The sequence below is a fragment of the Halorhodospira sp. M38 genome, assembly GCF_022227985.1.
Classification (GTDB): Bacteria; Pseudomonadota; Gammaproteobacteria; order Nitrococcales; family Halorhodospiraceae; genus Halorhodospira; species Halorhodospira halophila_A.
In genome coordinates this window covers 61,490-82,401 of sequence record NZ_JAJNQP010000008.1, presented here as the reverse complement: position 1 = coordinate 82,401, position 20,912 = coordinate 61,490, and the positions used below count along the sequence as shown (strand labels likewise).

The 20,912-nt window shown below is 69.5% G+C and carries 21 protein-coding genes and 1 tRNA gene; 14 read left to right on the top strand and 8 right to left on the bottom strand.

Going from position 1 to position 20,912, the window contains the following annotated elements; translation table 11 throughout:
• Window positions 1-18: 18 nt before the first annotated feature.
• From LRA98_RS06965 to ychF, 3 genes are all read left to right on the top strand, one after another.
• The gene (locus LRA98_RS06965) at window positions 19-648 is read left to right on the top strand and encodes a 50S ribosomal protein L25/general stress protein Ctc (protein WP_201169758.1); all 630 of its coding nucleotides are present in this window, start codon (window positions 19-21) and stop codon (window positions 646-648) included.
• A gap of 7 nt (window positions 649-655) precedes the next feature.
• The gene (gene pth, locus LRA98_RS06960; RefSeq protein ID WP_201169756.1) at window positions 656-1,240 is read left to right on the top strand and encodes an aminoacyl-tRNA hydrolase; all 585 of its coding nucleotides are present in this window, start codon (window positions 656-658) and stop codon (window positions 1,238-1,240) included.
• Window positions 1,241-1,308: 68 nt separating this feature from the next.
• On the top strand, window positions 1,309-2,400 hold the full coding sequence (gene ychF, locus LRA98_RS06955) for a redox-regulated ATPase YchF (protein ID WP_201169754.1): 1,092 nt from the start codon (window positions 1,309-1,311) through the stop codon (window positions 2,398-2,400).
• Between the two features lie 63 nt (window positions 2,401-2,463).
• Here the strand turns inward: ychF and LRA98_RS06950 are convergent, their stop codons facing one another.
• Window positions 2,464-2,811: an HPF/RaiA family ribosome-associated protein gene (locus LRA98_RS06950; protein WP_201169752.1), complete on the bottom strand. Its 348-nt coding sequence runs from the start codon at window positions 2,809-2,811 to the stop codon at window positions 2,464-2,466.
• 185 nt (window positions 2,812-2,996) lie between these two features.
• On the opposite strand from LRA98_RS06950, the gene LRA98_RS06945 reads away from it, so the two are divergent.
• The 4 genes from LRA98_RS06945 (at window position 2,997) to LRA98_RS06930 (ending at window position 7,245) form a co-directional block, all read left to right on the top strand.
• Window positions 2,997-3,073: transfer RNA gene (locus tag LRA98_RS06945), tRNA-Met, on the top strand.
• A gap of 205 nt (window positions 3,074-3,278) precedes the next feature.
• Window positions 3,279-4,184, top strand: a complete 906-nt coding sequence (locus LRA98_RS06940) for a class I SAM-dependent methyltransferase (RefSeq protein WP_201241893.1) — start codon at window positions 3,279-3,281, stop codon at window positions 4,182-4,184.
• A 76-nt stretch (window positions 4,185-4,260) separates the two neighbouring features.
• Window positions 4,261-6,129 (top strand): 1-deoxy-D-xylulose-5-phosphate synthase, encoded by a 1,869-nt coding sequence (dxs, locus tag LRA98_RS06935; RefSeq protein WP_443134942.1) that lies wholly within the window; start codon window positions 4,261-4,263, stop codon window positions 6,127-6,129.
• A gap of 12 nt (window positions 6,130-6,141) precedes the next feature.
• Complete coding sequence (locus LRA98_RS06930) at window positions 6,142-7,245, top strand: RNA ligase (protein ID WP_238633325.1); 1,104 nt, start codon at window positions 6,142-6,144, stop codon at window positions 7,243-7,245.
• Here LRA98_RS06930 and LRA98_RS06925 read toward each other — a convergent pair.
• The 4 genes from LRA98_RS06925 to LRA98_RS06910 form a co-directional block, all read right to left on the bottom strand.
• Window positions 7,242-7,478 carry a hypothetical protein gene (locus LRA98_RS06925; protein WP_201241890.1) on the bottom strand — a complete coding sequence of 79 codons (237 nt, stop codon included), beginning with the start codon at window positions 7,476-7,478 and terminating at the stop codon, window positions 7,242-7,244. The genes LRA98_RS06930 and LRA98_RS06925 overlap by 4 nt on opposite strands.
• A 107-nt stretch (window positions 7,479-7,585) precedes the next feature.
• Window positions 7,586-8,449, bottom strand: coding sequence for an MlaA family lipoprotein (locus tag LRA98_RS06920; protein WP_238633326.1), 864 nt, complete (start codon window positions 8,447-8,449; stop codon window positions 7,586-7,588).
• Window positions 8,446-9,906 carry an FAD-binding oxidoreductase gene (locus LRA98_RS06915; protein WP_238633327.1) on the bottom strand — a complete coding sequence of 487 codons (1,461 nt, stop codon included), beginning with the start codon at window positions 9,904-9,906 and terminating at the stop codon, window positions 8,446-8,448. Before LRA98_RS06915 ends, LRA98_RS06920 begins: the two co-directional genes overlap by 4 nt.
• Before the next feature lie 16 nt (window positions 9,907-9,922).
• Complete coding sequence (locus LRA98_RS06910; protein ID WP_238633328.1) at window positions 9,923-11,341, bottom strand: phospholipase D-like domain-containing protein; 1,419 nt, start codon at window positions 11,339-11,341, stop codon at window positions 9,923-9,925.
• A 125-nt stretch (window positions 11,342-11,466) separates the two neighbouring features.
• Between LRA98_RS06910 and irrA the strand changes: the two genes are divergently transcribed.
• Complete coding sequence (irrA, locus tag LRA98_RS06905; protein ID WP_238633329.1) at window positions 11,467-11,910, top strand: iron response transcriptional regulator IrrA; 444 nt, start codon at window positions 11,467-11,469, stop codon at window positions 11,908-11,910.
• A gap of 47 nt (window positions 11,911-11,957) precedes the next feature.
• On the opposite strand, the gene gmk is transcribed toward irrA, so the two are convergent.
• The 3 genes from gmk to LRA98_RS06890 form a co-directional block, all read right to left on the bottom strand.
• Window positions 11,958-12,593 carry a guanylate kinase gene (gene gmk, locus LRA98_RS06900; RefSeq protein WP_238633330.1) on the bottom strand — a complete coding sequence of 212 codons (636 nt, stop codon included), beginning with the start codon at window positions 12,591-12,593 and terminating at the stop codon, window positions 11,958-11,960.
• On the bottom strand, window positions 12,583-13,464 hold the full coding sequence (locus tag LRA98_RS06895; RefSeq protein ID WP_201169619.1) for a YicC/YloC family endoribonuclease: 882 nt from the start codon (window positions 13,462-13,464) through the stop codon (window positions 12,583-12,585). The genes gmk and LRA98_RS06895 overlap by 11 nt, the downstream gene beginning before the upstream one ends.
• Window positions 13,465-13,543: 79 nt before the next feature.
• Window positions 13,544-15,142, bottom strand: coding sequence for a methyl-accepting chemotaxis protein (locus LRA98_RS06890; protein WP_238633331.1), 1,599 nt, complete (start codon window positions 15,140-15,142; stop codon window positions 13,544-13,546).
• A gap of 191 nt (window positions 15,143-15,333) precedes the next feature.
• Between LRA98_RS06890 and rph the strand changes: the two genes are divergently transcribed.
• The 6 genes from rph to LRA98_RS06860 are packed head-to-tail and all read left to right on the top strand — an operon-like array spanning window position 15,334 to window position 20,912.
• On the top strand, window positions 15,334-16,050 hold the full coding sequence (gene rph, locus LRA98_RS06885) for a ribonuclease PH (RefSeq protein WP_201169615.1): 717 nt from the start codon (window positions 15,334-15,336) through the stop codon (window positions 16,048-16,050).
• Complete coding sequence (gene rdgB, locus LRA98_RS06880; protein WP_201169612.1) at window positions 16,047-16,646, top strand: RdgB/HAM1 family non-canonical purine NTP pyrophosphatase; 600 nt, start codon at window positions 16,047-16,049, stop codon at window positions 16,644-16,646. Before rph ends, rdgB begins: the two co-directional genes overlap by 4 nt.
• A gap of 13 nt (window positions 16,647-16,659) precedes the next feature.
• The gene (gene hemW, locus LRA98_RS06875) at window positions 16,660-17,886 is read left to right on the top strand and encodes a radical SAM family heme chaperone HemW (protein ID WP_238633332.1); all 1,227 of its coding nucleotides are present in this window, start codon (window positions 16,660-16,662) and stop codon (window positions 17,884-17,886) included.
• Window positions 17,887-17,922: 36 nt separating this feature from the next.
• Complete coding sequence (rpoZ, locus tag LRA98_RS06870; RefSeq protein ID WP_201241884.1) at window positions 17,923-18,294, top strand: DNA-directed RNA polymerase subunit omega; 372 nt, start codon at window positions 17,923-17,925, stop codon at window positions 18,292-18,294.
• Window positions 18,295-18,314: 20 nt separating this feature from the next.
• Window positions 18,315-20,504, top strand: a complete 2,190-nt coding sequence (gene spoT, locus LRA98_RS06865) for a bifunctional GTP diphosphokinase/guanosine-3',5'-bis pyrophosphate 3'-pyrophosphohydrolase (protein WP_201169609.1) — start codon at window positions 18,315-18,317, stop codon at window positions 20,502-20,504.
• Between the two features lie 15 nt (window positions 20,505-20,519).
• Window positions 20,520-20,912, top strand: a complete 393-nt coding sequence (locus tag LRA98_RS06860) for a RidA family protein (RefSeq protein WP_201169608.1) — start codon at window positions 20,520-20,522, stop codon at window positions 20,910-20,912.

The following is a 20,912-nucleotide window of genomic DNA, read 5'->3' as shown; positions in this document are numbered from 1 at the left end:
CCAGGAGTGGAACCAATCATGACGGTGGAAATGAGGCTCGACGCGCATCCGCGCACGGAGACCGGCCGCGGCGCCATGCGCCGTCTGCGTCGTGCCCGGCGCGTCCCGGGTGTCGTCTACGGTGCCGGCAGAGAGCCGCAACCGGTGGCGCTCGAGAACGATCAGCTCTACCGGCTGCTCGAGGAGGAGTCCTTCTTCTCCACGATCCTGCAGGTCCAGATGGGCTCTGAGACCGAGCAGGCCATCGTCAAGGATCTGCAGCGCCATCCGTTCAAACCGCTGGTTCAGCACATCGACCTGCAGCGCGTTCGCGATGACCAGCCGATCACCGTGCATGTGCCGCTGCACATCCACGGCGAGGAGCAGTCCCCGGGCGTGAAGAAGGGCGGCGTGCTCCACCACGACCTGCTCGATCTCGAGGTGGTCTGCCTGCCCAAGGATCTGCCGCCGCATATCGATATCGACGTTTCCAGCCTCAAGGTTGGCCAGGCGGTCCACATCAGTGAGCTGACGCTGCCCGAGGGGGTCCAGTCGGCGGCGCTGCAACAGGGCGAGGGGCACGATGCGCCTGTGGTCTCGGTTCAGGCAACTCGTAAGACGCGAGGCGCCAGCAGCGGCGACGAGGCCGAGTCCTCCGAGTCCGAGTAACGCCGAAGTGGCCGGCCGGGAAGGCAATTTCCGGCTCATCGCTGGCCTCGGCAACCCTGGCAGCAAGTACGCTGGAACCCGGCACAATGCCGGGTTCTGGCTTGTTGATGAGCTGGTCCGTCGCTACGGGGGCGAGCTGCGGGAAGAGTCCAAGTTCCGCGGCGATTGTGCCCGTGTGCTCATCGACGGCTACGACTGCCGGCTGGTCAAACCGATGACCTATATGAACCACAGCGGTCAGGCCGTCGGTGCGCTCGCGAACTTCTTCAAGATCCCGCCCGAGGCGATCCTGGTCGCCCACGACGAGATCGACCTGCCACCGGGCAGCGTCCGGCTCAAGCGGGGCGGCGGGCACGGCGGGCACAACGGTCTGCGCCACATCCAGTCGACCCTCGGTACCGCCGAATTCGCCCGGCTGCGCATCGGCGTCGGTCACCCGGGGCACAAGGACCAGGTGGTCCCGCACGTCCTCTCCCGTCCGGCCCCCGACGAGCTGCGCCTGCTCGAACGGGCCATCGACGACGCCGCCGACGAGATACCGCGTCTGCTGGCCGGGGAGTGGGACCGCGCCTGCCAGCAGCTCCACGCCTAGGGGAGACGGGCCGGCCCGCCGGCCTGCACGCGCCCTCCAAGTCACCCAACCGCTTTCAGGATCGCGCCATGGGATTTAACTGCGGCATCGTCGGGCTTCCCAACGTCGGCAAATCGACGCTGTTCAACGCCCTGACCCAGAACGACATCCCGGCAGAGAACTACCCATTCTGCACCATCGACCCGAATGTCGGCATCGTCGCCGTCCCCGATCCGCGGCTCTACCGGCTGGCGGAGCTGGTGCGCCCCGAGCGCACCATCCCCACCACCATGGAGTTCGTGGACATCGCCGGTCTGGTCTCCGGCGCCTCCCGCGGAGAGGGGCTGGGCAACCAGTTTCTCGCCCATATCCGCGAGACCGACGCCGTAGCCATGGTCCTGCGCTGCTTTGAGAGCGAGGACGTCCACCACGTCGAGGGGCGCGTCGACCCGCGGGCCGACGCCGAGACCATCCACACCGAGCTGGCGCTGGCCGATCTGGACACCGTCTCGCGGGCGCTGCAGCGCCAGGAGCGGGCCGCCAAGAGTGGTGACAAGGAGGCGGTGCGCCTGCGCGATCTACTCGAGCGGGCCCGCCAGGCCCTCGACGAGGGGCAGCCGCTGCGGACCCAGGCATTCAGCGAAGAGGAGCGCCGGCAGCTGCAAGGCTACCACCTGATCACCCTCAAGCCGCTGATGTACATCGCCAACGTGGCTGAGGACGGCTTTAGCGACAATCCGCTGCTGGCCGACGTCCAGGCCCTGGCCGAGAGCGAGGGTGCCCGGGTGGTGCCGGTCTGCGCCGCCATCGAGGCCGAGCTGGCCGTGCTCGATGACGCGGAGCGCGACGAGTTCCTGGCCGAGTACGGGCTCGAGGAGCCGGGGCTCAACCGCGTGATCCGGGCCGGTTACGACCTACTCGGTCTGCAGACCTTCTTTACCGCTGGCGAGAAGGAGGTCCGGGCATGGACCGTGCGCCGCGGCGCCACCGCCCCCGAGGCGGCCGGCCGCATCCACACCGACATGCAGCGCGGCTTCATACGGGCCGAGGTGGTCGCCTACGACGACTACATTGCTTACAACGGCGAGCAGGGTGCCAAGGATGCCGGGCGTTGGCGGCTGGAGGGGAAGGAGTACGTCCTCAACGAGGGAGACGTGGTGCATTTCCGTTTCAACGTCTGACACTGCCCGCCTCGGGGCGGCAAAGCGGGCGCGGCGCAGCTGCCGCCGCCGCGCCCGAAAGCCTTACTCCGGCCGTTCCGCGTTCCGGTCGGCCTTGCGCTGCTTGTCGGCGAGCTTGCCCAGGCGGCCCTCAAGTACCCGCTCAAGCCTCTTGGCCGCGCCGCGGGCGGCGTCGTAGGCATCATCGGCGGTGTTCTCCGCCAGCACTGGATCCAGCCCACGGGGGCGGGCCTCGATGCGGCAATGCTTGTTGACCCCGCCCTTGGGGCCGTTGATGTCCTGGAAGTGCACCTCGATGCGGGTCAACTGCTCCCCGAAGCGCCGGTCGACTGCGCCCAGTGCCTCACGGATGCTCTCTTCCAGCGCGTCTGAGACGTGCACGCCGGCGCCAGGATTGATCTGAATCTGCATGGATGCGGAATCTCCTCCAGGTCGTTCGTGGTGGATCGTCGTTGGCGCACAGCACGGACCTGCCGCGTCCGGGCGCCCCGGCACTTATTCTGACGGAACCGGCCCAGCGTACCAAGGGCCCCGGCACACGGCGGCCGCAGCCTTGACACGATCAGCGCGGGCTCGGAGAATACGCGGTGCCACGTGGCTATGTAGCTCAGCTGGTTAGAGCGTCGCACTCATAATGCGAAGGTCGGTGGTTCGACTCCACCCATAGCCACCAGATACCTTACCTGAGTCCTCCCCGTTTTATCCCCAAGTAATGGCCCGAGCGGCAAATGGCCAAAACCGCGGGGACGGCGGTGAGGCGTGCGAAGATCAGGGCCATCTGCGCTTTCCACCGCTGAATCTCCCTGTCTGGAATGGGGCGCCAACGGCTACCAGGCTCCGTAGTATGATCCTGGTATACACGCGTCCGTGAGCCTGGTATGTCCCCACACCCCGCCCCATCCGACGAACGCCGCGGTCCCGCCGGGACCGCGCTCGGCTATCTGGACTGGCTATTCAACCCCTTTCAGCGCCGCGATGCCCAGGCCGTTTACGACCTGCTCGGCACCGGTGCGATCACCGCCGAGGGACTCTATCTGAACCTGGGGTACTGGGCCGAGGAGGACGACCTGGATGCGGCCAGCGCCGCGCTGGCGCGGCTGGTGGCCGATACCGCCGGCTTCGGTCCGGAGGACACCGTCCTCGATGTCGGTTTCGGGTTCGCCGATCAGGACCTGCTCTGGGTGCGTAGTCACGAGCCGGCCCGGATCATCGGGCTGAACATCACCGCCTCCCAGGTGGCCGTGGCCCGGCAGCGGGTGGTCGAGGCCGGCCTAGAGGAACGCATCGAGCTCTGCGAGGGCTCGGCCACGGCCATGCCGCTGGCCGATGCGTCGGTGGACTGTGTGGTGGCCCTGGAGTCGGCCTTCCACTTCCAGACCCGGGCGGATTTCTTTGCCGAGGCGTATCGGGTCCTGCGCCCCGGCGGACGTCTGGTGACCGCCGACATCATCCCGCTGCCGCCGGCCAAGCGTGCCGTGGATCGGCTGCGTCAGCGCCTGTCCTGGTGGCTGGTGGCGAGCCGTTTCGCCATCCCCGAGGCCAACCGCTACACACGGCTCGCTTATCCCGGGTATCTGACCGCGGCCGGCTTCGTGGACGTGCACGTGCGCTCGATTCGCGAGCAGGTGTACGCGCCGCTGCACGCGTGGCTGCGGGCGCACCCGGAGACTCTCGAGCGGATTCATCCGGTGGCCCGTCTGCCGGCGCGCTGGGCGCGCCGGATGGATGCGGACCGGCTTTACGCCGGGTTGGACTACATCCTGGCCAGCGCCGTCCGGCCCTAGTGGGTGGGGGGCGAGGCACTTCGACGCCGACCCTGGTCCAGGCCACGCCTGAATCGGCTATCATGCCCCGATGACCATGGGAACGCACGACGAGGACAAGGTATTGCTGTCGGCCATCGATGATCCGGAGGATCTGCGGCGCCTGCCGCTGGAGCGATTGCCGGCCGTGGCCCAGGAGATGCGCGACTATCTGGTCGAGAGCGTCTCGCAGAGCGGGGGGCACCTCGCTGCCGGGCTCGGGGCCGTGGAGCTGACCCTCGCGCTTCACTACGCCCTGGATACCCCCCGCGACCGACTGGTCTGGGACGTGGGCCACCAGTGCTACGCCCACAAGGTGCTCACCGGCCGGCGCAGCCAGTTGCCCCGCATCCGCCAGGCCGGCGGTCCCGCCGGATTCCCCGTCCGCGAAGAGAGCCCCTACGACGCCTTCGGGGTGGGCCACTCCTCGACGAGCATCAGCGCTGCCCTCGGCATGGCGCTGGCCGAGCGTGCTGGCGGCGAGCACCGGCGTTGCGCCGCGATCATCGGCGATGGTGGCCTCAGTGCCGGCGAGGCGCTCGAGGCGCTTAACCACGCCGGCGACGTGAAGGCCGATTTGCTGGTCGTGCTCAACGACAACGAGATGTCGATCTCGGAGAACGTCGGCGCCCTGTCCAACTACCTCACGCGGCTGCTCTCCGAGCCGCTGGCCGGGCAGTTGCGCCGGGGTGCGCGGGACATGCTCCGCTACCTTCCGCCAATCCACGAGCTGGCGCGGCGCACCGAGGGTCACGTCAAGGGGCTGCTGGCGCCGGCTACGCTCTTCGAGGAACTGGGCTTCCACTACTTCGGTCCGGTGGACGGGCACAACGTCGAGGGGCTGGTCCGCGTGCTGCGCAACCTGCGCGATCAGCCCGGACCGCGGCTGCTGCACGTGGTCACCCGCAAGGGCAAGGGCTACGCCCCGGCCGAAGAGGACCCCATCTCCTACCACGGCGTGAGCTGCTTCGACCCGGCCCGCGGGCTGACCAAGGGGGCGGCGAGCAAGCTCAATTACACCGATGTGTTCAGCCGTTGGGTCTGTCGCGCCGCCTGCACCGACGAGCGCGTGGTGGCGATCACCCCGGCGATGCGCGAGGGCTCCGGTCTGGTCGAGTACGCGCGGCGTTTCCCTGAACGCTACTTCGACGTTGGCATCGCCGAGCAGCACGCCGTCACCCTGGCCGCCGGATTGGCTTGCGAGGGCGCGCGGCCGGTGGTGGCCATCTATTCCACTTTCCTGCAGCGCGCCTACGATCAGGTCATCCATGACGTCGCCCTGCAGCGTCTGCCGGTGCTCTTTGCCGTGGATCGGGCCGGGATCGTCGGTGCCGACGGCGCCACCCACCAGGGCACCTACGACCTCAGCTACCTGCGCTGCATCCCGGATCTCACCGTCATGGCGCCGGCCGATGAGGCCGAGTGTTGGCGGATGCTGGCCACCGGGCTGACCCTCGACGGGGCCGCGGCGGTGCGCTACCCGCGCGGCACCGGCCCCGGCGTGGCACTGCCCGACGACATGGAACCAGTGCCGGTGGGCCGGGCCGAGGTGCGCCGCGAGGGGGGCAGCGGTGTCGCCCTGCTCGCTTTCGGCGCCCTGCTGCCGGTGGCCGAGGCGGTGGGCGAGGAGCTCGACGTCACGGTGGTGAACATGCGCTTCGTCAAGCCGCTGGACGAGGCGCTGCTGCGCCGGCTCGCCGGCGAACATCGGCACCTGGTGACGCTGGAGGAGAACGTCATCGCCGGCGGGGCCGGCAGTGGCGTGGCCGAGTGCCTGTCGAGTGCCGGCGTGCACACCCCGGTCACCCACCTGGGGCTGCCGGACGCTCCCGTGCATCATGGGGCGCGCGGTGACATCCTGGCCGAGCACGGTCTGGATCGCGACGGTGTCCGCAGGACGGTGCAGGGGCTACTCCAGCAATCGTAGCAAGGAGGCGCCATGCCCGAGGCTTCGCTGGTCGACCAGGCGCTGACGCGCAACAAGGCCCGGCATGAGCACTACGCCGGAATGGACTACATCCGCCTGACCGACGGCTTCTCCGGCTGGCCGCGGGGCACCGTGTTCCTCGGCGATCGTGCCGTACCCGGCTACCCCTCCATCGGTCGGGTGCTGAACCTCGAGCAGGGACTGGCGCAGCACTTCCGGGCCCCGTTTCACGCCGAGGAGAAGATCGATGGCTTCAACGTTCGCCTGATCCGTTACCGGGGCCAGGAGCTGGCCTTCTCCCGGGGTGGCTTCGTCTGCCCGTTCACCACCGACCGTCTGCCCGATCTGATCGACTCCGCCGTCTTCGACGCCGAGCCGGATCTGGTCATCTGCGCCGAGGTGGCCGGGCCGGGCAACCCCTACCTGGAGGGGCACCCCCCGGAGATCGACGAGGACGTGGCGCTGCTGGTCTTCGACCTGATGCGCTGGGACCGCGTCGAGTTCATGGAGGTCGAGGAGCGCCGCGAGCTGCTCCGCGCGCATGGGTTGCCGGCGGTGCCGTATCACGGCCGCTTCACCGCCGATCAGGCCGGCGAGCTGCGCGAGGTGATCGCGGGGCTCGATGCCCGCGGGGTCGAGGGCGTGGTGCTCAAGGAGGAGGGCGACCGGCGCAAACGGGCCAAATACGTCACCCCGGCCTCGGTGGTGCAGGATCTCAGCGCCATGGGGGATGCGCTGCTCGACCTGCCCCCCGAGTACTTTACCAACCGGTTGATGCGCCTGGTTCTGATCCTTGAGGAGTCCCCGGAACTCGACCGTGAGACCCTGCGCACCGAACTCGGCGGGGCGCTGGTCGACCCGCTGCTCGATGCCGCCCGCGAACACCGTGAGACCCACAAGGTGGCCCACCACTTCTGCAGCCGGTTTCGCCACCGCGCCAACGCCGAGCGCTTCGCCGAGCACTTGCGCCGGGTGCCGCAGAGCCAGATCCACGCCACCGTGCGCAGCCTGGAGCAGGCCGCCGACGGCTACTGGGAGCTGCGCTTCGACCGGGTTTTCCCGCGCATCAGCGGGCTGCTGGGCAACTTCCTCAGCGGCGGGCAGGTCTACGACTAGGCGTACTCGTCCACCTGATGGTCGCTATCGCCGCTGCTGGACCGTCGCGCGCGGGCACGCTGGCCGCGGCGCAGCCGCTCATCCACCGCGTCCGGCCGCCCGGTCTCGTCGCCGGAGTGGCCGATCGGCTCGATACGCGGGTACGGGGCCACCGGCTGGATCTCAGCGATCCCCTCCAGTTGTCGGAGGCGGATATCGCGCTGCGTATCCCGGATCGGGGGGACATGGAACACGGCACCCTCCTTCGGCCTGGGGCCGGGCTGGTTACTTCCTAACCAGTGTAGCGGCGCCTGCGTCTGTTGACTTGAGTCACACCGGTGGCGAGCGGTCACGGCGTCCGCTACCAGTCCTCCTCTTCGTCCCAGTCCTCGTCATCCCAGTCGCCGTTTTCCCAGTCGTCATCGTCCCAGTCACCCCAGTCGTCTTCGCCGAGGCGCTCGCGACGGTTCTGCAGGTACGACTCGCGCATGAAGATGTAGGAGTCGGTGCCGGTCTCGGCCATGAGTTCGTCCAGCGAGAGCAGGGCTACCCGGGTATCGATGCCGGCGATGATCGGCACGGTGTAACGCTCCGGAGAGGGAATGTCCGCCCAATGTGTGGGGCTGTGGTATTCACGACTGAAATACTGGGCCGCCAGGCCGCTGCTGTCGCGTGCCGTGCTCGGGCCGAGCAGCGGCAGGACCAGGTAGGGGCCCTCGGGGGCGCCCCAATGGCCCAGGGTCAGCCCAAGGTCGCTGCGCTCCCGCTCCAGGCCGGCGGCGCCAGCCACGTCGAATAGGCCCAGCACGCCGATGGTTGAATTGATGGCGAAGCGGGTGACGCTGCGTGTCCCGGCGCTGGCACGGCCTTGCAGCAGCTGGTTGCCGGCGTGAAACGGCTCGCGCAGGTTGTTGAGGAAATTGCTGATCGGGCGGCGCACTCCGCTGGGCACAGTATCACGGTAGGCAACGGCCACCGGGCGGATGGCGTAGCGGTCGGCGACCTCATTGAAGGCGTGCACCCGGCGATTGAAACCCTCCAGCGGATCCCAGGTGCCCTGATCCCAGTCGTCGTAGGCGCCCCAATCGTCGTCATCCCAGGCCTCATCCTCGGTGGCCCACTCGTCCTCTCCGTTGGGATTGCCCGAATCCCCGGAGCTGGCGCAGGCGCCCAACAGCGGTAGCAGGGCCAGCAGCAGGGCCCCGTGCAGCAAGCCTCGTCTCATGAAGGGTCTCCGCAATCCGGTGGGGCCGGCGCTTGGGCCGCCGCGGCCCCCTTGCCCGGGTTGAGCAGGTTGTCGGGATCCAGGGCGCCCTTGATCCGCTGCATCAACTCCAGGCCCAGGGGGTCGGCGCAGCGGGCGACCTCGTCGCGCTTCGCCTGGCCGACGCCGTGCTCGGCGGCGACCGAGCCGCCATGGCGGCAGACCACATCGTGCACCGCCCGATGGAAGGCTTCGGCGCGTGCGCGGAAAGCCTCGGGCTTGGCGTCCGGCGGCTGGCTGAGGTTGAAGTGCAGGTTGCCGTCGCCCACGTGGCCGAAGATGCAAGGGCGGACGCCGGGGTCCAGCTCGGTCACGGCGGCCAGGGCCTCGGGAACGAACGCGGCGAGAGTGCCGGGGCGCACCGAGATGTCGTGCTTGATGCTCGCCCCGGCGCGTTTCTGACCATCAGGGATGGCCGTGCGCAGCCGCCACAGCCGTGCGGCGGCGGCCTCGGTGGGGGCGAGCAGGGCGTCGTCCAGGTCGCCGGCGGTCTCGGCCGGTTCCAGAGCTGCTGCCAGCGCCTCGTCCAGGTCCGCCCGCGGGTCGGCCGTGGCGAGTTCCAGCAGCAGGTACCAGGGGGAACCGGGCAGTGGGTTCTCCGGGGTATCGTCGAGCAGCTGGCCCATCCCCAGGGCCTCGGCGCTCATCAACTCGGCGCCGACCACCGCCTCGCCGCTCTCGGACTGGGCGGCCCGCACCAGGGGCAGGGCCGGCTCCAGCCGCGGCAGGGCGAGCAGCGCCACGCGGCGGCTGCGCGGCGGCGGGAGCAGGCGCAGGGCCGCGGCGGTGATGATGCCCAGCGTCCCCTCGGAGCCGATGAACAGATCGCGCAGGTCGTAGCCGCTGTTGTCCTTGCGCAGCCCGCGCAGATCGCTCCAGATGCGGCCGTCGGCCAGCACGACCTCCAGGCCCAGGGCCAGGTTGCGGGCGTTGCCGTAGCGCAGCACGTTCAGCCCGCCGGCGTTGGTCGCCAGGTTGCCGCCGATTCGGCACTGCGCCTCGGAGGCGAGGCTCAGCGGGAAGAAGCGCTGCGCGTCGGCGGCGGCCTCCTGCAGGTGGGCCAGGGTGCAGCCGGCCTCGGCGACCAACAGTCCGTCGTCGGCGTCCAGGCTGCGGATGCGCTGCAGCCGCTCCAGGCTCACCACCACCTCGGTCTCGTGCCGGGGAGAGCCGCCGCCGACGGTGCCGGTGTTGCCCGACTGCGCCACCACCGCGGCGCCGTGCGCTCGGCACAGGGTGACGGCGGCGGCCACGGACTCGGCGTCGGAGGGGCGGACCACCAGTCGCCCGCGGCCTGGAAACTGGCCGCGCTGCTCGGCCATGTAGGGGGCTGTGCGCGTGGGCTCGCTGAGGACGGCATCGGGGCCCAGGCGTGCGCGCAGTGCCTCGGCCAGCGGGTGTTCTGCGGTCTCGACCATGACCGGCATTATGCCGCTAGAGATAGGGGGACGCGAGCCAGCAGGCGGCGTCGCGGACCCGCTCCAGGGGCGGGCGCTGGCGCAGCTCCTCCTCGCTGATGCGGCGCGAGCGGGCTCGGATGCGTTGGCAGTCGGCGGCCATCTCGCCGGCGATGGTGCGGTCGTAGAACTCGGCGTTGAGCTCGAAGTTCAGCCGCAGGCTGCGCGGATCCATGTTCGAAGATCCGACCTGGGCGTAGCGCCGGTCCACGATGAACAGCTTGGTGTGGGCGAACGGCGGTGGCTGGTAGTAGATGTTCACCCCCCAGTGGATCAACTCGCCGAGCATGTGCCGTGTGGCCCAGTGGACGAAGGGCAGATTGTTCTGCTCGGGCAGCAGGACGTTGACCTCCACGCCGCGCAGTGCCGCCGCCTCCAGGGCGGTCATCAGTGAGCGCATGGGCAGGAAGTAGGGCGTGACCACCCAGATCTCCTCGCGGGCCGCCGACAGGGCGCCGATCAGCGTCATGACTAGCCGGTCCAGGTCCTCGTTGGGTCCGTCGGTGATGATCCGGCTCAGGGCGCCGTCCACGTGGGGTCTGCCGCGGTGTGTGGTCCCTCGCTCCTCGCCGGTGGTGAACGCCCAGTCCTCCAGAAAGACCTGCTCCATCTGGCTGACCACGGGGCCGTCGACTAAGAAGTGGATGTCCGCTACGCGGTGCTCGCGGTCGGACTGCAGCAGGTGGCGGTCGCCCAGGTTCATGCCGCCGGTAAAGCCGGTCTGGCTGTCGACCACCAGAATCTTGCGGTGGTTGCGCAGGTTGATCGACAGTTGCGGCGGCAGCAGCCGCGGGGGCAGGAAGCGGGCCACCGGCACCCCGGTGCGACGGAGCAGCCGGCTGGCGCGGGGCCAGGAATAGAGTTCGCCGACACCGTCGATGAGCACCCGCACGTCGACCCCACGGCGGTGCGCAGCGGTGAGGGCACGGATGAACTGCCGCCCGCTGGTGTTGCTCTCGAAGATGTAGGTGCTCAGGAAGATCGTCCGCTGCGCCGCGTCGATCGCCTCGAGCATGGTCGGATAGGCCTGCTCACCGTTGCGCAGGGCCTGGACCCGGTTGCCGTACTCCAGCGGCCGCCCGGTGACGGCATCGGAGATGCGGATCTGCTCGGCGTACTCAGGGCCCAACGAGGGGCTGTGGGTCTCCATGGACGGCCCGGGGCTGGGCGGGATGCGCTCCTCAGCCACCAGCTTGCGCGCCCGGGTCTCGACGCGATTGATGCCGAAGACGTAGTAGAAGAATGCGCCGCCGAGGGGGAAGATGATGCACACGGCCATCCATGACGCGGCCACCTGGGGCTCGCGTTTGGTCAGCAGGGCGTGCACGGCGGCGACGGGACCTGCCACCGCGGCGATTACGCTGGCGGCGGCGACTATCCAGGCTGCGGCGTCCATGGGCGCCTAGTCTCGACGTTTTCGTCGCAGTTGGGAAGACGGCGGGCAGCTTGAGCCGGTCACCGAATTTGGATTAGACTAATTCTGTGTTTTTGCGCACTGGCGCCCGCTGACAAGGAACCGACATGACCGAAACCCGAGACAATCCGATCCTCAGCGAGGAGCAGGGTGCCGGCTATCTGCGTTCGGTGGGGCTGCGCCCGACCCAGCAGCGGCTGGCTCTGGCCGGTCTGCTGTTCGCTGGCGAGGACCGCCACGTGACCGCCGAGTCCCTCTACGAAGAGGCCACGGCCCAGGGTGTCAAGGTCTCGCTGGCCACCGTGTACAACACCCTGAACCAGTTCAAGGACGCCGGCCTCCTGCGCGAGGTCATCGTTCACTCTGGCAAGTCGTACTTCGACACCAAGACCGAGGCCCACCATCACCTCTACGACGAGGACAGCGGCGAGATCGAGGACGTCCACCTGCAGGTGGATGAGCAGGAGGTCCGGCGTAAGGTCCAGGTCCCCGAGGGCAAGCAGATCTCTGGCGTGGATATCGTCGTGCGCCTGCGTACGGACCGCGGTTAGCCCGGCCGCCGTTGCCGTTGTGGCCTGCCGGGCCCGTGCCGCCGGGCTCAGCGCGCCAAGAGTTCCGCCAGGCGCTCGGCCTGGAGGCGCTGCTGGCGTCGGCAGGTCAGCCGCTGCGCCTCGACCAGCGTGCGTAGCTCCCCCAGCGCCTGGCCGAAGGTGTCGTTGATCACCAGGTAGTCGTACTCGGCGTAGTGGGCGATCTCATCCACCGCCTCGGACAGGCGGCGCTCGATCACTTCTGCACTGTCCTGGCCGCGTTCGCTCAGCCGGCGGCGCAGCTCCGTCCGGGAAGGCGGCAGGATGAACACCGACACTGCCTCGGGCAGCACCGCGCGCACTTGCTGCGCCCCCTGCCAGTCGATCTCCAGAATCACATCCGCGCCGGCGTCCAGGCGCGCCTCGACGGCGTCCTGCGACGTGCCGTAGAGGTTTTCGAAGACCCGCGCGTACTCTAGGAATCGGCCCGCCTCGACCCGCTCCAAGAACTGCGCCTCGTCGAGGAAGTGGTAGTCCACGCCGTCGCGCTCGCCCGGGCGCGGTGCGCGCGTGGTGCTGGAGACTGATAGCTCCAGACCGGGAACCTGCTCGAGCAGGGCCCGGACCAGGCTGGTCTTCCCGGCGCCGGAAGGCGCCGAGACGATGAACAGGTTGCCGCGTGGGGGCGTGGGCTTACTCGACATTCTGCACCTGCTCACGCATCTGTTCGATCAGGACCTTAAGGTCCAGGGCGGCGCTGCTGCTGGCCACATGGCCCGATTTCGAGGCGATGGTGTTGGCCTCGCGGTTGAGTTCCTGCATCAGGAAGTCGAGACGCCGGCCCACCGGCTCGGCGGCCTCCAGCAGGCGCAGGACCTCCTGGAGGTGCGTGCCGAGGCGCTCCAGCTCCTCGTCGATATCCTGTCGCTGGGCGATGTAGGCCAGCTCCTGCTCCAGGCGGCCCGGGTCCGCGGGCGCCGGGAGTTCGTCCAGGCGCGCGGTGAGCCGCTCGCGGATGCGCTGGTTGATCGTGCCGCGCTGCTCGGCCAGTTCCGCGACGATGTCGCGAGCGCTCTCAGCGCGGGCGCGGATGTGCTCGGCCAGCTGCTCCCCTTCGCGTCGCCGGGTGTCGCGCAGCCCTTCCAGGGCGTCGTCAAGCAGGGCGACAGCGGCCTCGCGCACCGGCTCCAGGTCCACCGCCGGCTCGCCGAGCACGCCCGGAAAGCGCAGGATCTCCGCGGTGGACGCCGGCTGGGCCGAGTTCCCGAAACGCCGGCCGATCTCCGCGGCGATCCGTGATAGCTCGTCCACCCGCTGCCAGTCCACGTCCAGCCCGCCCTGGCCGGTGGCCTCGAGGCTGAAGCGCAGGGTGCACTCCAGCTTGCCGCGGCCGAGCCGCTGGCGTGCACGCTCACGCACCTGCGGCTCGATGGCGCGCAGCTCATCCGGCAGGCGCGGGTGGAGCTCCAGATACCGGTGGTTGACCGAGCGCAGCTCCCAGGTCAGGCGGCCGGAGCGCCCCCCCCAGTCCCCCTGCGCCTCGCGTCGTTCGAAGGCGGTCATGCTGTGGATCAACGGTGCGACCTCCGGCCGGCGGGTAGGACGCAAATGCTAATCGCTTCGGTGGTGTCCATGCCAGGGCACGGCCGCGGTGTTACTGCTGATCCGCGAAACGGTGCACGAGCCGCGCGGCGTGGTCGATCTCGCCGGTGAGGATCTCCATCCGCTCGCCGGCGCGGTCGGTGCACTGCTGTACCTGCTGCGCCAGCTGGTCGATGTTGCTGATGTTGCGGTTGACCTCCTCGGCCGTGGCGCTCTGCTCTTCGGTGGCACTGGCGATCTGCATGCTCATCTCCTGCATGGAAGAGACCGCCTGATTGATCGCCTCCAGCGCTCCGCGGGCTTCGTCGGAGAGGGCCAGGGTGTGCTCGGCGCGCTCGCTGCTCTCGTTCATCGCGGCCACGGCCCGCCCGGTGCCCTCCTGCAGGGAGTCGATGATGCCCTTGATCTCCTGGGTCGAGGACGAGGTGCGGTCGGCCAGGACCCGCACTTCCTCGGCGACCACCGAGAAGCCGCGGCCGACCTCGCCGGCCCGCGCCGCCTCGATGGCGGCGTTGAGCGCCAGTAGGTTGGTCTGCTCGGTGATCTGCTGGATCAGGTCCAGGGCGGTGCCGATGCGATCGGTCTCCTGGGCCAGTTGATGGGTGATCTCCGAGGAGCCGCGCACCCGCTCGACCAGCTCGCGGACCGCATCGGCGCTCTGCTGCACCGTCTGCATGCCGTGGTGGGTCTGGCTCTGCGCCTGCTCGCTGGTCTCCGCCCCCATGGAGGCGTTACGGGCCACCTCTTGGACGCTCTGCGACATCTCCTCCATGGCCGTGGCCACCTGCTGGGTCTCTGCCGTCTGCCGCTGGGCCTGGCTGCGTGCCTCGCCGATGGCCTCGCCGGCCTCGTTGCGCACCGTCTGCAGGTGATCGGTCACGCTGGCCAGGCGCCTGGGCACGGCGGTCATCTCGGTCTGCAGCTGGAGCATGGCCAGCCGCAGGCGACCAACCTCATCCCGGCGATTGGTGTAGAGTCGCTCGGCCAGCGGATCGTCGACCAGGTGCCGGGCTGCCTCGACCGCCTGGTTCAATGGCCGCCAGAGGTAGGCGGCGCCGCCGGCGGCCAGGGCCGTAGCGGTCAGCGTGACCGCGGCCAGGGCGGCGGTGCCCAGGCCGGCCGCGCTGGCCGCCACGGCGGCTGCGGGGGCCGGCAGGAGCAGGGCGAGTAGCCGCTCGCGGAGTCCGAAACGACGCGCCGGCCGCGGCACCGGGGCAACCTCGCCCTTGTCCGGTTCGGCGGCGCGAACCTGCGCATAGACGGCGGTGGCCCGCTCCACCGCCGCCTCGGAGGGTGGGGCGGTGCGCACCGACTGGATCTCGACGATCTCCCCCCGGGCATCGAGCACCGGGGTCGCATAGGCGTGGACCCAGTAGTGATCCCCGTTCTTGCAGCGGTTCTTGACCAGCCCCATCCATGAGCGCCCGGATTGCAGCGTCGCCCACATCTCGTAGAATGCCGTGCGCGGCATGTCCGGGTGGCGGATCATGTTGTGCGGCTGGCCGATCAGTTCATCGCGGCGGTAGCCGCTGATCTGCTCGAATGTCTCGTTGACGTAGGTGATCCGCCCCTTCGGGTCGGTGGTCGAGAGGATGGTGGCGCCTCGGGGGATGGCCACCCTGCGCTGCGTGACGGGCTCGTTGATGCGCATGGACGCTCCTTGGGAACAGGTGCAGGCGCGCGCCTCCGCCGGCTCTCTTGCGCCGGTGCGGTGCGCCGCCCTGGCACCGGGAGCGCAGCGCCGTAGAAACCCCAGCCCGTATAATCCATTACCCGGGCAACCACGTCCATACTCTCCACCTGGGGCTGCGACCACGCTGCCCCCCATCAGCAGGAGGCACTATGCGCCCAAGCGGTCGACGGGCCGACGAGCTTCGCCCGATCTCCATCCAGCGACAGTTCACCAAGCACGCCGAGGGGTCGGTGCTCATCGGTTTCGGGGACACACGTGTACTGTGCACGGCCAGCGTCGAGGCGCGTGTGCCGCCCTGGCTGCGCGGGCAGGGGCGCGGCTGGGTCACCGCCGAGTACGGCATGCTGCCGCGCTCGACCCACACCCGCTCGGATCGTGAGGCCGCCCGGGGCAAGCAGCAGGGACGGACCGTCGAGATCCAGCGCTTGATCGGCCGCTCGCTGCGGGCCGCTGTTGATCTGCAGGGGCTGGGCGAACGCAGTGTGGTGGTCGACTGCGACGTGCTGCAGGCCGATGGTGGCACGCGGACGGCGGCGATCACGGGCGCCTTCGTGGCCCTGACCGACGCCCTCGACGGGTTGGTTCGCCAGCGCGCCCTTTCGGCTTCTCCGCTCCACGGGCAGGTGGCGTCGGTCTCGGTGGGGGTCTATCGCGGCGAGCCGGTGCTCGATCTGGACTACGCCGAGGACGGTGAGGCCGAGACGGACATGAACGTGGTGATGAACGATGCCGGCGCTTTCATCGAGCTGCAGGGCACCGCCGAGGGGCACGCCTTCCGGCGTGACGAACTCGAGCGCATGCTCACCCTGGCCGAGAAGGGCGTCGGCGAGCTGTTGCAGCATCAGCAGGAGGCACTGGCGACATGAAGATCGTGCTGGCCACCGGCAATGCCGGCAAGATTGCCGAGATGACCCGCATGCTCCAGGGCTACGACGCCGAGGTGGTCAGCCAGGGGCACCTGGGTATCGACTCCCCGGCCGAGACCGGGCTGACCTTCGTCGAGAATGCATTGATCAAGGCGCGCCACTGCGCCGAGCGCAGCGGCCTGCCCGCGGTCGCCGACGACTCCGGGCTCGCCGTTCCGTCCCTCGGTGGCGAGCCCGGCATCTATTCGGCGCGCTACGCCGGCAGCGATGCCGGTGACGCCGCCAACATCGAGCGGCTGCTCGCCGAGCTGCGTGAGCGCGGCGATGGCAGCCGGCGTGGTACCTTCCACTGCGTCATGGTCTATCTGCGCCACGCCGCCGACCCCGCGCCGCTGGTCGCTCACGGCAGCTGGACGGGGCGGATCGTCGAGACCCCGCGCGGTCAGCACGGTTTCGGTTACGACCCGGTCTTCGAGGATCCGGAGCTCGGCCGGACCGCCGCCGAGCTGGATGCCCCCGAGAAGGACGCCCGTAGCCACCGCGGCCAGGCGCTGCGCGGGCTGATCCAGGGCATCGCTGCGGAGGTGGCCGGGTGAACTGGTCACGGCCATGACCACCGGCGCCGGGGTGCGGCTGCCGCCGCTGGCGGTCTACATCCACCTGCCCTGGTGCCTGCAGCGCTGCGGCTACTGCGATTTCAATGCCCACGCCCTGCGCGGTGAACTCCCGGCCGGCGCCTATCGGGCCGCTCTGGGCCGGGAGCTGCGCCGCCAGGCGCCGGCGGCGCTCGGCCGCCGGGTGGCCAGTGTGTTCATCGGCGGGGGCACGCCGAGCCTCTTCCCGCCGGCGGTGATCAGCGAACTGCTGGGCGACCTCGATGCGCTCCTCGGCTTCGAGCCGGGGGCCGAGATCACCCTGGAGGCAAACCCCGGCGCCAACGAGACGGCCCGGCTGCGGGGCTTCCGCCAGGCCGGCGTGACCCGCCTGTCGCTCGGGGTGCAGACCCTGGATGACACGCTGCTGGCCCGTCTGGGGCGGATCCACGACGCCGCCGCCGCGCGCGAGGCAGTGGCCGAGGCGCGCAGCGCCGGTTTTAACGGCGTCAACGTCGATCTCATGTACGGCCTGCCCGGGCAGGAAGTCGCCGGGGCCGAGGCCGACGTGGCCGCGGCCATCGAGCTGGGGGTGGATCACCTCAGTCATTACCAGCTGACCATCGAGCCGGATACGCCCTTCGGGTGCCGCCCACCGCCGGGGCTGCCCGGGGAGGACACGTTGCTGGCGATGGAGGTGGCGTGCCGCCGGCGGCTGGCGGAGGCGGGGCTGGAGCGCTACGAGGTTTCGGCCTTCGCCCGTTCGGGTCAGCGTAGTGTCCACAACCTCGGTTACTGGACGTTCGGCGACTACCTGGGGGTGGGGGCCGGGGCGGCCGGCAAGCTCACCGACCCTGACGGCCGCGTGCGGCGCACGCGCCAGCGCCACTCGCCGCGGGCCTGGATGGCCGCCGCCGGCAGCGAGCGGGCCGATGCCGAGTGCATCGAGCTGACGCCGTCGGAACAGGCCTTCGAGGTCCTGCTCAACGGTCTACGCCTGCGGCAGGGGCTCCCAGAGCGTTTGGCCGTGGCGCGCAGTGGCTGCACCCGCGCGGCACTGCGCGCCTGGCTGGCGCCGCTATGCAGCCGCGGCTGGCTGACGTGGAGCGAGGGCCGGATCCGCGCCAGCGAAACCGGCTACGAGATGCTCGATACCCTGCTTTTGGAACTGCTGCCCGGCCCGCCGGATGCGCACCGCGCCAGCGAGAGACCTTCCTCGCAGGGCGGCAACGCGCTAAAATAACATGTCAATCTGCTGAATTGTGTCTGGAGGAGCGCGATGGCTCGCGTCACCGTAGAGGATTGCCTGGACAACGTGGACAACCGCTTCGAGCTCGTGCTCGCCGGCGCCAAGCGGGCCCGGCAGCTGGCCAAGGGCATCGAGCCGTTGGTCGACTGGGAGAACGACAAGCCGACAGTGGTGGCGCTGCGCGAGATCGCCGCCGGCCACGTCACCTCCGAGATCCTGACCGGCGCCGAGGATAACGCGGCGGAGAGCCTGAGCCTGGGTGGCTTCAGCGCCGCCGACGTCGAGGCCGAGGTCGGCGGCGGCCCCGTGCAGCCGGATCCGGGCGCCAGCCAAGAGCGCTCCTTCGACGAGTCGACGGAGGACGCCGGGACGGGGTCCGGTGATTCCGATCCGACCACCTGAGAGACCGGTCCGGGAAATGTATGGCGCGCGCCGCGAGTGTCATCAACGCCGGTGAATCGGCGTCGGCTTCCGACCCGGAGCGGCGCATCCAGGAAGTCTGTGCCCTGCTCGAGCGCTACCTCGAGCCCCACCAGATCGAACAGGTCCGCGAGGCCTACCGGTTCAGCGCCGCCGCCCACGAGGGGCAGCGGCGCCGCTCCGGCGAGCCCTACATCACGCACCCGATCGCCGTCGCCCGCATCCTCGCCGAGATGCGCCTCGATGCCGAGGCGGTCGTGGCCGCACTGCTCCACGACGTCATCGAGGACACCCCCACCGCTAAGGAGGGGATCGCCGAGCGCTTTGGCGAACAGGTGGCCGAGCTCGTCGACGGGGTCTCCAAGCTAGGCGCCATCGACTTCCAGAGCAAGGAGGAGGCGCAGGCGGAGAGCTTTCGCAAGATGATCCTGGCCATGGCCCAGGACATCCGCGTCATCCTGATCAAGCTTGCCGACCGCCTCCACAACATGCGCACGATCTGGATCATGCGTCCGGAGAAGCGCCGCCGCATCGCCCGCGAGACCCTCGACATCTACGCCCCCATCGCCCAGCGCCTGGGTATCAACAGCCTGCGCACCGAGCTCGAGGACCTGGGCTTTGCCGCCCACTACCCGCTGCGCTACCGGGCGCTCAAGGAGAAGCTCGCCCGGCAGCGCGGGCGGCGCGGCGTGATCCTCGACACCGTTTGCGATCAAGTGCGTACGCGCCTAGAGCAGGCCGGGATCCACGCCGACGTGGCCGGCCGCGAGAAGCACCTGTGGTCTATCTACTGCAAGATGGTCCACAAGCAGCTCAACTTCCGCGACGTCTTCGACGTCTACGGCTTCCGGGTGGTCGTCGACACCGTCGACGAGTGTTATCGCGTGCTCGGCATCCTCCACGGGCTCTACAAACCTCGGCCGGGTCGGATCAAGGACTACATCGCTATCCCCAAGGCCAACGGCTACCAGTCGCTGCACACCACCCTGGTCGGCCCGCACCGCATCCGCCTCGAGGCGCAGATCCGCACCCGCGACATGCACGCCGTGGCCGAGTCGGGCATCGCCGCGCACTGGTTCTACAAGGACGCTGGCGAGAGCGGCAACACGGCCCAGGTGCGGGCCCGGCAGTGGGTCAAGGACCTGCTCGAGATGCAGCGCAGCGTCGGGACCTCCGAGGAGTTCATCGAGAGCGTCAAGATCGACCTGGTCCCCGACGAGATCTACGTCTTCACCCCCAAGGGCGACATCCTCGAACTGCCGAGCAACGCCACGCCCGTGGACCTGGCCTACGCGATCCACTCCGACGTGGGCAACTCCTGCATCGCCGCCAAGGTCGACCACCGCCTTACGCCGCTGCGCACTCCGCTGCAGAGCGGGCAGATGGTCGAGATCATCACCGCCCCGGTGGGGCGCCCCAATCCGGTGTGGCTCGATTTCGTGGTCACCGCCAAAGCGCGCACCGCCATCCGCCACGCGCTCAAGCGGCTGCGCGATGACGAGGCCATCGAACTCGGCCGGCGCATGGTCGAGCGCGCCCTCTCGGCGCTGTCGGTGGACCTCGACGCCCTCGATCCTGGGCGTGTCGACGAGGCCCTGGCCGGCACCGGCTTGGCCAGCCTCGACGACCTATTCCGCGATGTCGGCCTGGGCAACCGGGTCCCGTGGCTGGTGGCGCAGCAGCTCAGCGGCCTGGAGCAGGGCGAGGTCGAGCTCGAAGAGCGCCCCGATGAGCCCGAGCCCCACGGCACCCTGACCATCCGCGGCAACGAGGGCACCGTGGTCTCCTTCGCGCGCTGCTGCCGGCCGATCCCCGGCGACCCGATCGTCGGCTTCGTCAGCACCGGCCGGGGCGTGGTCATCCACCACCGCGACTGCAAGAACGTGGCCAGCCAGCGCAAACGTTCGGAGAGCTGGGTGGATGTGGACTGGGAGGCTGATGTCGACGCCGAGTTCCCCACCCTGATCGGCATCGACGTGGTCAACGAGCGCGGCGCGCTGGCCCAGCTCGCCCACGGCATCTCGGAGCAGGGGGCGAGCATCGAGAACGTCACCATCGAGGAGCGCGACGGTATGATCGCCACCGTCCGCTTCCTGATCCTGGTGCGTGACCGCCGCCACCTGGCGGCCGTGGTGCGCCATCTGCGGGCCATGCCGCCGGTGCAGCGCATCGTGCGCAAGAAAGACGGTTAAGGAGAGAGAGCGCCCATGTCCCGAGAAACCATCCACACCGAGGCCGCGCCGGCCGCCATCGGCCCCTACAGCCAGGCGGTGCGGGCCGGGGATTTCGTCTATATCTCCGGGCAGATCCCGCTGGATCCGCAGACCGGTGAGCTCGTCGGCGCCGACATGCACAGCCAGGTGGCCCGCGTCTTCGAGAACCTCGGTGCCGTCGCCGAGGCCGCCGGCGGCACTCTGGCCGACGCCGTGCGCATCGCCATCTACCTCACCGACCTGAGCCACTTCGCCCTGGTCAACGAGGTGATGACCCAATACCTCTCCGAGCCCTACCCGTCGCGGGCCGCCCTCGGCGTGGCCGCCCTGCCCAAGGGGGCGGCGGTGGAGATGGACGCCGTGCTCTACCTGCCCCGGGAGGGCTGA

Bases quoted from the DNA above. Each gene is read 5' to 3' on its own strand.
- LRA98_RS06965 (WP_201169758.1), top strand. From the start codon at position 19: ATGACGGTGGAAATGAGGCTCGACGCGCATCCGCGCACGGAGACCGGC.
- ychF (WP_201169754.1), top strand. From the start codon at position 1,309: ATGGGATTTAACTGCGGCATCGTCGGGCTTCCCAACGTCGGCAAATCG.
- LRA98_RS06950 (WP_201169752.1), bottom strand. From the start codon at position 2,811: ATGCAGATTCAGATCAATCCTGGCGCCGGCGTGCACGTCTCAGACGCG.
- LRA98_RS06940 (WP_201241893.1), top strand. From the start codon at position 3,279: ATGTCCCCACACCCCGCCCCATCCGACGAACGCCGCGGTCCCGCCGGG.
- dxs (WP_443134942.1), top strand. From the start codon at position 4,261: ATGGGAACGCACGACGAGGACAAGGTATTGCTGTCGGCCATCGATGAT.
- LRA98_RS06930 (WP_238633325.1), top strand. From the start codon at position 6,142: ATGCCCGAGGCTTCGCTGGTCGACCAGGCGCTGACGCGCAACAAGGCC.
- LRA98_RS06920 (WP_238633326.1), bottom strand. From the start codon at position 8,449: ATGAGACGAGGCTTGCTGCACGGGGCCCTGCTGCTGGCCCTGCTACCG.
- LRA98_RS06915 (WP_238633327.1), bottom strand. From the start codon at position 9,906: ATGGTCGAGACCGCAGAACACCCGCTGGCCGAGGCACTGCGCGCACGC.
- LRA98_RS06910 (WP_238633328.1), bottom strand. From the start codon at position 11,341: ATGGACGCCGCAGCCTGGATAGTCGCCGCCGCCAGCGTAATCGCCGCG.
- irrA (WP_238633329.1), top strand. From the start codon at position 11,467: ATGACCGAAACCCGAGACAATCCGATCCTCAGCGAGGAGCAGGGTGCC.
- gmk (WP_238633330.1), bottom strand. From the start codon at position 12,593: ATGTCGAGTAAGCCCACGCCCCCACGCGGCAACCTGTTCATCGTCTCG.
- LRA98_RS06890 (WP_238633331.1), bottom strand. From the start codon at position 15,142: ATGCGCATCAACGAGCCCGTCACGCAGCGCAGGGTGGCCATCCCCCGA.
- rph (WP_201169615.1), top strand. From the start codon at position 15,334: ATGCGCCCAAGCGGTCGACGGGCCGACGAGCTTCGCCCGATCTCCATC.
- rdgB (WP_201169612.1), top strand. From the start codon at position 16,047: ATGAAGATCGTGCTGGCCACCGGCAATGCCGGCAAGATTGCCGAGATG.
- hemW (WP_238633332.1), top strand. From the start codon at position 16,660: ATGACCACCGGCGCCGGGGTGCGGCTGCCGCCGCTGGCGGTCTACATC.
- rpoZ (WP_201241884.1), top strand. From the start codon at position 17,923: ATGGCTCGCGTCACCGTAGAGGATTGCCTGGACAACGTGGACAACCGC.
- spoT (WP_201169609.1), top strand. From the start codon at position 18,315: ATGGCGCGCGCCGCGAGTGTCATCAACGCCGGTGAATCGGCGTCGGCT.
- LRA98_RS06860 (WP_201169608.1), top strand. From the start codon at position 20,520: ATGTCCCGAGAAACCATCCACACCGAGGCCGCGCCGGCCGCCATCGGC.